The organism is Herbaspirillum sp. meg3 (assembly GCF_002257565.1).
Lineage (GTDB): Bacteria > Pseudomonadota > Gammaproteobacteria > Burkholderiales > Burkholderiaceae_D > Herbaspirillum.
Genome location: NZ_CP022736.1, coordinates 1,890,086 through 1,903,188, shown reverse-complemented (window position 1 = coordinate 1,903,188; position 13,103 = coordinate 1,890,086). Strand labels below are relative to the sequence as shown.

Annotated in this window: 13 protein-coding genes; 4 read left to right on the top strand and 9 right to left on the bottom strand. The window is 53.8% G+C overall.

Annotated features, from left to right (window positions below; genetic code table 11):
- Positions 1-6: 6 nt before the first annotated feature.
- From rimO to phaC, 4 genes are all read right to left on the bottom strand, one after another.
- The gene (gene rimO / locus hmeg3_RS08655; protein WP_094563373.1) at positions 7-1,383 is read right to left on the bottom strand and encodes a 30S ribosomal protein S12 methylthiotransferase RimO; all 1,377 of its coding nucleotides are present in this window, start codon (positions 1,381-1,383) and stop codon (positions 7-9) included.
- A gap of 98 nt (positions 1,384-1,481) precedes the next feature.
- Positions 1,482-2,039 (bottom strand): polyhydroxyalkanoate synthesis repressor PhaR, encoded by a 558-nt coding sequence (phaR, locus tag hmeg3_RS08650; RefSeq protein ID WP_007876444.1) that lies wholly within the window; start codon positions 2,037-2,039, stop codon positions 1,482-1,484.
- Positions 2,040-2,221: 182 nt separating this feature from the next.
- Entirely contained in the window at positions 2,222-2,962 is a 741-nt protein-coding gene (locus hmeg3_RS08645; RefSeq protein ID WP_094563372.1) for a 3-ketoacyl-ACP reductase, read from the bottom strand.
- A gap of 137 nt (positions 2,963-3,099) precedes the next feature.
- Entirely contained in the window at positions 3,100-4,836 is a 1,737-nt protein-coding gene (phaC, locus tag hmeg3_RS08640; RefSeq protein WP_094563371.1) for a class I poly(R)-hydroxyalkanoic acid synthase, read from the bottom strand.
- 66 nt (positions 4,837-4,902) lie between these two features.
- Here phaC and hmeg3_RS08635 point away from each other — a divergent pair, with 66 nt between their 5' ends.
- On the top strand, positions 4,903-5,148 hold the full coding sequence (locus hmeg3_RS08635) for a hypothetical protein (RefSeq protein WP_094563370.1): 246 nt from the start codon (positions 4,903-4,905) through the stop codon (positions 5,146-5,148).
- 181 nt (positions 5,149-5,329) lie between these two features.
- Here the strand turns inward: hmeg3_RS08635 and hmeg3_RS08630 are convergent, their stop codons facing one another.
- Positions 5,330-5,587: a hypothetical protein gene (locus hmeg3_RS08630; protein ID WP_094563369.1), complete on the bottom strand. Its 258-nt coding sequence runs from the start codon at positions 5,585-5,587 to the stop codon at positions 5,330-5,332.
- Between the two features lie 2 nt (positions 5,588-5,589).
- A complete protein-coding gene (locus tag hmeg3_RS08625; RefSeq protein WP_094563368.1) occupies positions 5,590-6,357 on the bottom strand; it encodes a sulfite exporter TauE/SafE family protein in 768 nt (255 codons plus the stop codon).
- A 129-nt stretch (positions 6,358-6,486) separates the two neighbouring features.
- Between hmeg3_RS08625 and hmeg3_RS08620 the strand changes: the two genes are divergently transcribed.
- Positions 6,487-7,398 carry a LysR family transcriptional regulator gene (locus hmeg3_RS08620; protein ID WP_094563367.1) on the top strand — a complete coding sequence of 304 codons (912 nt, stop codon included), beginning with the start codon at positions 6,487-6,489 and terminating at the stop codon, positions 7,396-7,398.
- A gap of 4 nt (positions 7,399-7,402) precedes the next feature.
- Here the strand turns inward: hmeg3_RS08620 and pgeF are convergent, their stop codons facing one another.
- Both pgeF and hmeg3_RS08610 read right to left on the bottom strand, forming a co-directional pair.
- Complete coding sequence (gene pgeF, locus hmeg3_RS08615; RefSeq protein WP_094563366.1) at positions 7,403-8,152, bottom strand: peptidoglycan editing factor PgeF; 750 nt, start codon at positions 8,150-8,152, stop codon at positions 7,403-7,405.
- Between the two features lie 4 nt (positions 8,153-8,156).
- On the bottom strand, positions 8,157-9,215 hold the full coding sequence (locus hmeg3_RS08610) for an RluA family pseudouridine synthase (protein WP_094563365.1): 1,059 nt from the start codon (positions 9,213-9,215) through the stop codon (positions 8,157-8,159).
- A 63-nt stretch (positions 9,216-9,278) separates the two neighbouring features.
- On the opposite strand from hmeg3_RS08610, the gene hmeg3_RS08605 reads away from it, so the two are divergent.
- Together hmeg3_RS08605 and hmeg3_RS08600 are read left to right on the top strand one after the other, a co-directional pair.
- Positions 9,279-10,082, top strand: coding sequence for an outer membrane protein assembly factor BamD (locus hmeg3_RS08605; protein WP_094563364.1), 804 nt, complete (start codon positions 9,279-9,281; stop codon positions 10,080-10,082).
- A gap of 294 nt (positions 10,083-10,376) precedes the next feature.
- A complete protein-coding gene (locus tag hmeg3_RS08600) occupies positions 10,377-12,080 on the top strand; it encodes a methyl-accepting chemotaxis protein (protein ID WP_094563363.1) in 1,704 nt (567 codons plus the stop codon).
- 100 nt (positions 12,081-12,180) lie between these two features.
- Here hmeg3_RS08600 and yaaA read toward each other — a convergent pair whose 3' ends face one another.
- Entirely contained in the window at positions 12,181-12,957 is a 777-nt protein-coding gene (gene yaaA / locus hmeg3_RS08595; RefSeq protein ID WP_094563362.1) for a peroxide stress protein YaaA, read from the bottom strand.
- Between the last annotated feature and the right edge of the window lie 146 nt (positions 12,958-13,103).

The following is a 13,103-nucleotide window of genomic DNA, read 5'->3' as shown; positions in this document are numbered from 1 at the left end:
CAACCTTCATTGCGCCGCAGCCCACAAATCGTGTGCATCGGCAGCGGTCACTACCACGTCGACAAACTCGCCGACAACCAGCTTCTTGTGCGGCTCAAAAGGTGGCTTGACGTACACAACGCCGTCGATTTCCGGCGCATCGGCATAAGAACGGCCAACGCCGCCATTGCGGTCGACTTCATCGATGAGCACGCGCAAGGTCTTTCCGACCTTGGCTTGCAGGCGCTTCTTGGAAATTTCTTCCTGCAATTGCATGACGCGCCCACGGCGTTCTTCACGTACTTCTTCCGGAACCGGATTGTCGAGCGAATTAGCAGTTGCGCCTTCTACTGGAGAATAGGCAAAGCAGCCCAGACGGTCGATCTCTGCTTCTTTCAGGAAGTCGAGCAGATACTCGAATTCCGCTTCCGTCTCACCAGGGAAACCGGCGATGAAGGTTGAACGAATCGTCAGATCCGGGCACATCTTGCGCCAGGCTTGGATGCGCTCGATATTTTTTTCACCACTGGCCGGGCGCTTCATGCGCTTGAGCACATCGGGATGCGCGTGCTGCAGAGGGACATCCAAATAAGGCAGCACATGACCTTGAGCCATGAATGGGATGATCTGGTCAACGTGCGGATAGGGATAAACGTAATGCAAGCGAACCCATGCGCCATATTGGCGAGCCAGTTCGCCGAGTGCCTCGACCAGCTGCGTCATGTGTGTCTTGACCGGCTTGCCGTTCCAGAAACCCATGCGGAACTTCACGTCCACACCGTAAGCACTGGTGTCTTGGGAAATGACCAGCAATTCCTTGACGCCTGCTTTAAACAAGTTTTCAGCTTCCAGCATGATGTCAGCAATCGGACGCGACACCAGATCGCCCCGCATGGACGGGATGATGCAGAAGCTGCAGCGATGATTACAGCCTTCGGAAATCTTGAGATAGGCAAAATGCTTCGGCGTCAGCTTGACGCCTTGGGCCGGAACCAGATCGATGAAAGGCGCATGCGGCTTGGGCAGATGCTTGTGTACCGCCTGCATGACTTCACCGACGGCATGAGGGCCGGTGACTTCCAGCACTTTAGGGTGAATTTTCTGGATCAGATCGTCGCCATCGCCATCCTTCTTGGCGCCCAGGCAACCGGTCACGATGACCCTGCCGTTTTCGCTCAATGCTTCGCCGATGGCGTCGAGGGACTCCTGAACTGCGGCATCAATAAAGCCGCACGTGTTGACGATGACCAGATCCGCACCATCATAGGACTTGGCGGTATCGTAGCCTTCGGCACGTAATTGCGTCAGGATTTGTTCAGAGTCCACGAGGGCTTTGGGACAGCCGAGCGAAACGAAGCCGACCTTGGGGACAACCGGGGGTACGACGGGAGAAACATTGGACATGATAGACGGGCGTAAAAGCTGGATTCAGACGAAGCCGCTATTGTACCCTTTGATAGGCAGACTGGCCGCAAAACGGCCCGTCCACCTTGACAGAATGTCTACTTCTTACCCGGATCAGTCGGGACAAAGGGGAATGTGCCAAACATGTTTTTGGTCTGGCTTTGCATTTGCTCCTGCATCTGGATGAACAGGCTCTTACTCTGTTCGATGTAGTTGCTCATCATCCCTTGCATCATTGGGCCCTGCACATTCATGAATTGGGTCCACATTTCAGGGCTGAAAGGCTTGCCCTCATAAAAACCCTTGGAGTTTTCCGCCAACTTGTTCTGAATATCGATAAAAGCCTGGATGTTCTTCTCGAGATACGACCCCATCATCCCTTGCATGGCATGGCCATAGTAACGAATGATCTGGGACAACGCAGCGCTGGAAAACATCGGCGCACCGTGCGATTCCTCTTCCAGGATGATTTGCAGCAGAATACTGCGCGTCAGGTCATCCCCGTTTTTGGCGTCGACGACCGCGAATTCTTCGTTGTCGAGAACCAATTGCTTCACGTCGGTCAAGGTAATGTAAGAACTTGTTTGAGTATCGTACAGGCGGCGATTAGGATATTTTTTAATTAAACGCTCTGCAGAGTTTTTTGCACTTGTCATCTGAAATTCCAGTCTGTTTTCAGCTATTAAACGGGATCGTATTATTGTATTGATGTCGCCCCGTCGGCGTATCGCATTATAGGCGGGAAACCACGTATGCATACAAGTACGACGTACGCAGTTTCCCTTAGAACCTGTCCGAACAAGAACGGCGAATCAGGCGACCCGCCGTATGGACAAACTTAACCCATGTGCAAACCGCCGTTCAGCGAAAAGTCGGAACCGGTGGCGTAGCCACCTTCCGGCGATGCAATCCAGGCAACAATCGAAGCGATTTCTTCCGGCTCAGCCAGGCGCTTGACCGGAATACCTGCCACGATTTTTTCCAGAACTTCAGGACGGATGGCTCGCACCATGTCGGTACCAACATAGCCTGGCGATACGGTATTGACCGTCACACCCTTGGTCGCAACTTCCTGCGCCAACGCCATGGTGAAACCATGGATACCGGCCTTGGCCGTCGAATAGTTGGTCTGACCGAACTGGCCCTTTTGCCCGTTGACCGAAGAGATGTTGATGATACGACCCCAGCCGCGATCAACCATACCTTCGATAACTTGCTTAGTCACATTGAACAGCGAGTTCAGGTTGGTATCGATGACGGCATCCCAGTCGGCCTTGCTCATCTTGCGGAACTGCCCGTCACGCGTGATGCCGGCGTTGTTGACCAGAATATCGATTTCGCCGATTTCGGCTCGAACCTTTTCAAAAGCCGCCTTAGTGGACTCCCAGTCGGCGACGTTGCCTTCCGATGCGTGGACGTCAAATCCTTGTTCACGCATGGAGGCCAGCCATTTGTCCTTACGGGGCGAGTTGGGACCGCAACCGGCCACCACTGTGTAGCCGTCTTTGCAAAGACGTGCACAAATTGGGCTACCGATACCTCCCATGCCGCCTGTCACATATGCAATTCGCTTAACCATGTCCTGCCTCCTAATTTGTGTCGGGTGGATAACTTCAGAGGATGACGACACCTGCTATTTCGCGCTTTCTCTCGCTTCGCTCATGCAGACGTCTTTATGAAACCGCATCCTCTTTATTGTTGAACTTTCAGGGTCTTTCATTCTGATCTGACTTTGACGTACCTCCCTGGAGCCGGTTCAATCACTTTGTATTTTGCATTGCCTGCGTTTTTCGGTGCAGCAATTTGCTTGCCAGCATGCTTGGCGAGGAAGGCCGACCATTCCATCCACCAGCTTCCCGGATGTTCTTTGGCGCCGGCGAACCAAGTGTCAGGATCGGCACCGATCTTGTCATTGGTCCAGTAGCTGCGTTTGTTCTTTGACGGAGGGTTGATTACGCCGGCGATATGACCCGACGCACCCAGCACGAAACGGTTGTTGGCGGGCTTTTTTGAATTCAGGATAGCCGTCGACGCGTAAGCCGAGGCCCACGGCACAATGTGATCTTCGCGCGACGCATAAATAAACGAGGGCACGTTGAGTTTGTAGAGGTCAATCTTCTCGCCTGCGATGGTCAGCTTGCCAGGATCTTTGAGTGCGTTTTCCAGATACATATGGCGCAGGTAGTAGCAGAACATCGGCCCGGGCAGATTGGTGCTATCAGCATTCCAGTACAACAGATCGAAGGCCTGCGGCGTCTCACCTTTGAGGTAATTCGACTCGACGTAATTCCAGAGCAAATCGTTAGGACGGAGGCTTGAAAAGGCCGTCGCGAAATCACGTCCGGACATCAGTCCGCTCTTCCCGATCATCTGTTCACGCATCTGAATCTGGACGTCGTCGATATACACGTCGATCGCTCCGGTATCCAGAAAATTGAGAAACGCCGTCAGCAAGGTCAGACTCGCGACCGGCTCCTCCCCACGTGCAGCAAGCACTGCCAGCGCGCAAGAAAGGATGGTGCCGCCAACACAGAAGCCCAAGGCATTGATCTGGTCTTGTCCCGAAATTTCCTGAGCTACGTGAATCGCGCGTACTACGGCATCGTCGACGTACTGATCCCACGTGGTCGTTTCCATCGAAGCATCCGCATTGCGCCAGGAAACGAGAAAGACGGTGTTGCCCTGCTCGACCGCATATCGCACCAGCGAATTTTGCGGCTGCAAATCAAGAATATAAAACTTGTTGATGCAAGGCGGCACGATCAGCAGCGGACGCGCATGCACCGTTTTGGTCAGAGGTTTGTACTGAATGAGCTGAAACAGCGCATTCTCAAATACGACAGAACCTTCAGTCGTCGCCACATCCTTGCCGACTTCGAACGCCGTTTCATCCGTTTGCGAAACACGGCCTTTTTGCAGATCAGTAAAAAGCTGCGCAATCCCGCGTGTCAGACTTTCGCCATTGGTGTCGATGATCTTTTGCTGGGCCTCGGGATTGGTCGCCAGAAAGTTCGCCGGCGACAGCGCATCAATCATTTGCTGCACCGCAAAACGAAGCTTCTGCTTGACCTTGTCCGTCGACTGCACAGCATCAACCAACGACATCAGAAAGCGCGCGTTGAGTTGATAAGCAGCAGCCTGAAATGCAAAGAACGGATTGGATTGCCAAGCCGGTGCGGACATGCGCCGGTCAGAGATGGAAGGCACTTGGGAGCGCATTACCGTTTGCCACAAACCGGCAAACTGATCAGCATAATCCTGCTGCAAGCGAAGGACATCGGCGGGATCAAGCGTGGCGCCCAGATCGGTCAGTTTTGCCTGGATCGATTGCGTGTCGAGCGGCGCAGTCGGCATCGGCCACGACTGCCACACCTTGGGATCAGACAACTGATTTAGCCACGCTGCAAAGACGGGAGGGACATTCTGCGCATTTTGCGCGTTATGCTTATTCATGCTCGCTTCTACAATTTTCGCGTATTGTTACGGTTTGTCGCTCAGTCTGAATAGCCAGAAACCACAATGTATATCGTCGCAATCGCTTGGTTATATGTCGTCTTCATGATGTCGATCACCGAACAGTCCGCCATTGCTGGAATCGGGACGTTTTTCCTGTACGGCGTATTTCCTTTGACAATTGTTTTATACCTGATGGGTACACCGCAACGCAAGCGGAATCGTCAAATGAAGGAAAAATTGAAAGCCTCGCAAGACGCAAGACAGGGGCCGATCGGCGAGTCGATTGCCGAAAACAAAAGCGAGTCCTGAATCGCAAAAATCCCCTCTCTGGCGATGTCATCAATGGGTTGCGAGAATTACATGGTGGCGAGAAGCCGCCAATAGAAGAGTTACGAAATTTCGGCGCAACGTTTGCTCCTGTGATTATTTGTGCTTATCAGCACATTCACTGATGTGCCCACTTATGTGCCCACTTAAGTAACGCCCGCGTTCATCTCAGTAGTTGGGGCGCCCGCCCTTCCGAACAGGTTTCGAGGCAACCCCAAAACCTTGTTTTCAGTGCTTCATCTATTTTCATATGGCGCCAGGTTGGCACGATATAGATCACTGAAATCGCCAGATAGCTTCCGTAGAATTCCGCCGCAAGCGCGCCTACTATCTCATCACCCTGTCTGGCGTAAATCCGCATTCCCTCCTCCCGTTCTTCGATATCAAACTCCACATCATTTTGCAGGAATGCCTGCACCATAGTCATACCCAAAAATGAGATGCGAGATGCAAACCCAGCAGCAGCAAACCAACAAAGAAACAGCGGCGAAACAGCACGGCCGAAATCTTCCCTCTCAGCCACTGGCCGATGAACATGCCACCCAAGGCCGGAACCAATGCCATCAATGAAACCGCAGCACCCGTCATTTGCAGCGCACCGCCCTGCGCCAGGCCCGCAGCCATCGCAATGGTCGACACGGTAAATGACAAGCCGAGGGCCTGGATCAACTCATCCTTTTCCAGATGTAAAGCCTGCAGATACGGGACTGCCGGAATGACAAAAACCGCTGTCGCTGCAGTGACCAATCCGGTTGCCAGACCGATGATCGGAGACAGCCATTTTTCCGTACCTGCAGATACAGAGAACTTGACCGCCGCCAATCCCAAGATTGCATAGACGATCAGCGCCGCACCCAAGGCTGCCGTCGCCTGTCCGCTATCGTCGCCGGCAATCCAGTGTGCCCCCAACAAAGTACCGACAAAGATACCGATGAGCATCAACCAGAGCCGACGCAACAACCAGACAAAGCGTCCTCCCGCCAACAACTGCCAGACATTGGTGACCAGCGATGGCACGATCAGCAACGCCGCCGCCTGTACCGGCGGCATGAACAAACCCAGCAAGCCGACCGCGACTGTGGGCAGCCCCAGACCTACGACGCCTTTGACAAAACCGGCCAATAGGAAAATCGCTGTGACTGCCGATAACAGCATGAGGTGTGCGGTATCAAAAGATAGGGTTGTTTGCATTGCGCCTCCATAAGATAGCTGCAGTCTGCCAGCTATCGTCACCGTCGAAAATCTGGAATACACTGAGCCAGCCTTCGGCTGTGCCGGAGGCTGATTGCCCTGCTGTTTTTTATACGGATAGCGAAACTGATGAGCACTCGCCTCGACCTGAACGATCTGCGTCTCTTTTTGCATGTTGCCGAAACCGGCAGCATCACTGCAGGAGCCGAGCGGTCACATCTTGCGCTGGCGTCGGCAAGCGCGCGCGTTCGCGGGATGGAAGATGCGCTTGGCGTTGCACTTCTGACGCGTGATCGACGCGGCGTCCAATTGACCGATGCCGGCCGCGCGCTGCAACATCACGCACGTAGTGTGCTCCAGCAAATGGACAAGATGCGCGATGAGCTCAGCGAATACGCACATGGCCTCAAAGGCCATATTCGCCTTCTGGGCAACACGGCTGCCATTACCGAATTTCTGCCCGAAGCACTGGGGACCTTCCTTGCGCAAAACCCTTACATTGATATCGATCTGGAAGAGCGCCTCAGCCATGAAATCGTACAAGCGATCATTGAGGGCATCGCTGATATCGGCATCGTTGCCGATTCGGTGGACACGGGGCATTTGCATACCATGCCGTTTCGCCAAGATCATTTGATGGTAGTGATACCGCGCAAACATGCGCTCGCGCGCAGAAAGCAACTGGCATTTGCCGAAATCGTGGAGGAAAATTTTGTCGGTCTCAGTGGCGGCAGCGCCTTACAGGAGCATCTTTCCGGACATGCAATCCGGATGGGAAAACGGTTGCAATACCGCGTACGCCTGCGCAGCTTTGATGGCATCTGCCGCATGGTGGAGCGTGAGGTCGGGATTGGCGTTCTTCCCGCCACGGCGGCATTGCGCTGTCAGAAGACGATGGCGATCAAGTGCATCCCGCTCAGCGATGCCTGGGCCAGGCGTCAATTATTGATTTGCGTCAGAAATGAAATGGACCTGCCGGGCCACACCCGGCAACTGCTGGAGCAATTGCTGGGGCAACCTCACCAGCAAACTCAGACCTGACTGGCTACTTGAGCCAGATCAGCGAAGCCATCCGTCCGGTCACCTTATCGCGACGATACGAATAAAACCGCGTGTCGCTGACCGTACAAAATCCACCACCGGAAACGCGTGTGACGCCATCCTGCCCCAGTCGCAACCGGGCTAGCTGATAAATATCGGCAAGGAATTTTCCTTCCCGGCCTGTAATCGCGACAAAGGCGCTGCGACTGACCGCGTCGTGCGAGACAAAAGCATCAACGACGTCTTGTCCCACTTCAAATTTTTCCGGACCAATGGCCGGACCGAGCCAGGCCAGGATTTCTGCTGCGCCACGTTGACGCATGGCGTCCACCGTACGCTCCAGCACGCCTGAGGCCAGACCACGCCAACCTGCATGAGCAGAACCGACGACTTTACCGGCGACATCGCAGAACAATACGGGCAAACAGTCGGCCGTCATCATCGCGCAAACGACACCGGTCTGCGTCGCCACACAGGCATCCGCCTCCGGGGCGCCATGAACGTCGGCGGCATCGGCAACATTCACACCATGCACCTGCGTCAGCCAAGCCGGCTCCGACGGCAGAATACTGCCTAGCAAACGGCGGTTGTCAGCAACATGCTGAGGATCATCCTGAACATGCACGCCCAGATTCAACCCGCCACCGCCCTGCCCGTCATCATATGGCCCCAGACTTGCGCCGCCATGGCGCAAGGTAGTCAGAGCGCCGACATTGTCAGGCCGACCGTTCCAGTCCGGAATCAGCAGTTCCATACGATTACTCGTCCAAGGTCTTGAGGACATCGATATCAATGCCGGCACGGCCGAGCAGCTCCGTGAAATCTTCCGGCAACGCGACTTCCCACTGACATGCTTTGCCGCTGGTCGGATGCACCAGCCCGAGTCGCCATGCCTGTAGTGCCTGACGCGGGAAGAACGGCATCAGATGCGTCTTGCCGTAGAGCGCATCGCCAACCAGTGCAAAACCCAGCGACTGCATGTGCACGCGAATCTGATGCGTACGCCCTGTTTCCAGTTGGCAATGCATCAGGCTGACCGCACGGCCATCCAGTGCGCCCACGGCGACGCGTTGATATTGGGTGATGGCCGGCTTGGCGCTCATGCTTTCCGATACGGCCATCTTGATGCGGTCGCGCGGATGGCGAGCCATGGCGCCATCGATGGTACCCGACAGCTGTGGCGTGCCCCAGACCAGCGCCAGATAACGGCGTTTAACCGTGCGCGCCTGCAACTGGCGCACCAGATCGGTCTGCGCCGCCAAGGTCTTGGCGACTACCATCAAACCACTGGTGTCCTTATCCAGCCGATGCACAATACCGGCGCGCGGCACTCCGCCCAAGGCGGGGAAATGATGTAATAAACCGTTAAGAAGCGTGCCCGACCAGTTGCCTGCCGCGGGGTGAACCACCAGTCCGGCAGGCTTGTTGACGACTAGAATCGCCTTGTCTTCATGCACGATATCCAGATCCATGGCCTCCGGCTGGAAGGCAGTATCTTCCGGTGCGGCCTGGGGTGTAATGACGACAACTTCGTCGCCCAGCACCGTCATTTTGGTACGGGCAGGATTGCCGTCCACAGTCACAAAACCAGCCTCAATCCATTGCTGGATGCGGCTTCTTGAATATTGAGGCACAAGCGTCGATACGACCTTGTCGAGCCTGCTTCCGCAGTCGTCGTCGGTCAGCTTGAGGGTAATTGGTTCGTTGCCTTCTGCAACCTCGTCGACGATTTCGTCGAGCGCGTCATCTCCCGCGTCTGTTTCGATAGGTTCGGTTGTAAAAGCTTTTACAACCTTAGGGGGAGTGGTACGTGACATCAGCTATAATCAGTGGATTGAAATTTCTTGTTTCTTTGCACCCGCTCAAACTGCTCATACGTCATGCAAAAAATCTTATTGAAGTTGCTTACCGTCGCATTCGTCCTGTCTTTGTCCGCATGCGGCTTGCTGCCTGAACAAAAAGACGAGACGATCGGGTGGTCCGCGTCCAAATTATACTCGGAAGCCAAGGATGAACTGACCGCCGGCGGTTACGAGAAGTCAATCAAGTACTTCGAGAAACTCGAATCGCGCTATCCATTCGGCACCTATGCACAACAGGCGCAGATGGATATTGCCTACGCTTACTACCGTCTGAACGATCAGCCGCAGGGTCTGGCAGCAGTTGACCGCTTCATCAAACTGCACCCCAATCACCCTAACGTCGATTACATGTACTACCTGCGCGGCTTGATCAACTTCAACGACCGCACCAGTATTTTCGACACCTTCACCGATCAGGACAACACCGAGCGCGATCCCAAGGCCGTGCGCGATGCATTTGACTCGTTCAAACTGCTGGCGGAGCGCTTCCCTGACAGCACCTACACACCTGATGCGATGGCCCGCATGAAGTATCTGGTCAATGCTATGGCGCAATATGACGTCCACGTCGCGAAGTACTACTATCGCCGCGGTGCCTACGTTTCAGCGGTCAATCGCTCCCAGGCTGCGATCAAGGATTACCCTGATGCACCGGCAGTCGAAGAAGCGCTGTTCATCATGATGCGCTCCTACGAAGCAATGGGTCAGAAACAACTGCGCGACGATACTGAACGCGTGATCCAGGCGACCTATCCGAACAGCCCGTACTACACTGGCGGTCCCAAAGATGTCAAAGCTAAACCCTGGTGGAAAATCTGGTAATAAGACTTAATTTCACCTTAGTTTCGCGCAAGATCAAAAAAAGCCTCGCACTGCGAGGCTTTTTTTATCAGATCTCAATATTTCTTCCTGCTTTCGTCGCAACGGTCTTATTTTTAAAACAACGTTGTTTTTTAGAAAAATACGGCCCGGATCCTGCGACATCTCCCTACAATACAAAATCAAAATAAGCGATTGATGCTGTCATAAATCGCCAAAACTCTCGCAGTTCTCCTGAAAACATTGCACCCGATTTGGCTGCAATGCCTTTTCAATGTACTTCAGGAGGACTGCAGCATGAGATGGTTTTACGACTTGCCAATTACCTGGAAATTATTAATTTCCTTTGCGCTCGTTCTGGTGTTGACTTCAACACTCGGCGTGTTCTCCTTGACTCAGTTGGTCCGCGTCAACCAATCCTCTGTCGATATCTCGACAAATTCACTACCGAGTGTCAGCACAACCTTGCAGCTCAAGGTCACACTGTCTCGCATACGCGCCATTCAACTGCAACATATCCTGTCGGCGAACGAAAAAGATTTTCTCTACAACGAGAAAATGCTCAACGAGCAAAACGATGTTTTGAAACAGCTATTCGTCGATTTCGGCCCGTTGGCATTCGAAGAAATGGAAAAACAAGCGCTGGCCTCGCTGATACAGAAGTTCAACCTGATACAAGCCGCGCAAAAGAAAATCATCGCCTTGTCGCGTACCGGCAAGCAGACTGAAGCACGCGACGTCCAGCTTAATGAGTTCAATCCGCTTTATTTTCAAAGCCTGAATGAGGCGGATCGCCTGGTATCTTCCAATATCTCAGACAGCATTCACGCCGGTAAAAAAGCACAAACGATCTTCGAGTCGTCTCGCATCATGATCATTTCGATGCTGGCCATCTGTATTGTGCTTGGAATCATGATGGCGCTGTGGGTATCGCGCATGGTGGTGCAACCGTTACAGCGTGCTGTGAACTTCGCACGAGCGGTCGCCGGTGGTGATCTGACGACCAAAATCCATTCCGGCAGCAAAGATGAAACAGGTCAATTGATGATTGCGCTTCAGTCGATGGCGGATGGCCTGATTGACATCGTGAGCCGTGTTCATAAAGGAACCGGCACCATTGCCAACGCCTCCAGTGAAATCGCAAGTGGCAATCTCGATCTTTCCACCCGCACTGAGCAGCAGGCATCGTCACTGCAGGACACGGCATCTTCCATGAGCGAATTGACTGCCACCGTCAAACAAAATGCCGACAACGCGCACCAAGCCAACCAGTTAGCCATGTCGGCATCGGACATCGCGGTTCGAGGGGGCAGCGTCGTTGCTCAGGTGATTGAGACCATGGAGTCCATCGACACTTCTTCCAGAAAAATTGTCGACATCATCAGTGTAATAGACGGGATTGCGTTCCAAACCAACATCCTGGCGCTCAATGCAGCAGTAGAAGCTGCCCGGGCCGGCGAACAGGGTCGAGGCTTTGCCGTCGTCGCCTCGGAAGTGCGCGGCCTGGCGCAACGCTCTGCCAATGCAGCCAAAGAGATAAAAGCCCTGATCGACGACTCGGTCAAAAAAGTCGGCGTCGGAAGCGAGTTGGTCAGTCAAGCGGGTTCGACCATGAGTGAAGTCGTTGGCAGCGTCAAACGCGTCACCGATATCGTTGGCGAAATTACACTGGCAAGCCGCAGCCAAAGCAGCCGCATTGAGCAAGTGAATCAAAGCATCGCTCAAATGGATGAAGTCACGCAGCAAAATGCCGCTTTGGTGGAAGAAGCTGCGGCAGCGGCGCGATCTCTTCAGGATCAGGCATCGACACTCGCAAAAGTGGTCGACGTCTTCAAACTCGATCAGATACAAACAGCATCAGCCTCTGCGCCATCGCGTCTGCCGCCCCGCCCTGTAATGCAAAAGAAAACGCCGGCAAAAATATCTGCAACACACACAAAATTGCCGGCAACGACTTCGTCTCGGAACGACAACGACGGCAACAGCTGGGAACAGTTCTGAACGGTGTCACGCACTCGACCTGTTCCTCATATGCATAAAAAAACCGCGCCCGATGTCGGCATCGGCGCGGCTTTTTAGCGCAGGAAAAATAGGTTCAGGCTTAGTCGGCAACGCGTCGACGAAATACCCACGAGGTTTCGCTCGACACCGACTCATCGAACGCGTATCCATCGATGTCGAAATTCTTCAGCTTCTCAGGCTGATTGACACCTTTGAGCGCTGCATAACGCGCCATCAGACCGCGCGCGCGCTTTGCATAGAAGGAAATGATCTTGTACTTGCCACCCTTCCAGTCCTCAAAAACCGGGGAAATCACCTTGGCGTCGAGTACCTTCGGCTTGACCACCTTGAAATACTCTTCCGACGCCAGATTCACCAGCACCTTCGATTTGTGCTGTGCCAGCTCGGTATTGAGCGCCTTGGTAACGTCTTCCCCCCAAAAAGCATACAAGTCCTTGCCGTGCGGATTTGGCAGCTTGGTGCCCATTTCCAGCCGATATGGCTGCATCAGATCAAGTGGACGCAAGGCGCCGTAAAGACCTGACAAGATGCGCACATGCGTTTGCACATAGTCAAGTTGCCTGACGGAAAGCGAAGCTGCATCCAGACCTTCGTAGACGTCACCGTTAAACGCCAGAACAGCCTGCTTACTGTTCTTGGTCGTGAACTTGCGCGACCAGGACGCATAGCGTTCCACATTCAGAGCAGCCAGTTGGTCGGAGATACCCATCAACGTGGAAATCTGCGCAGGCGACTTTTCTTTCAATACCTCAATCAGCTCGGCCGAGCGAGCGATGAAATCAGGCTTGGTATGCAGGTCGGTTGTTGGGGGCGTGTCGTAGTCGAGGGATTTTGCAGGGGATAAAACGATAAGCATGGAAGAGATCCGTTTGAATTTTTCGTAATGATACCGAAACCGGCGCGCGCCGTCTTACTGCCCCCAAAAGAGGCATCAAAGTGGTGCAAAACGCCGCTTTGAGGCTGAATTACAACTGAATTGCAGTAGCAAAAACAGGCTCGACA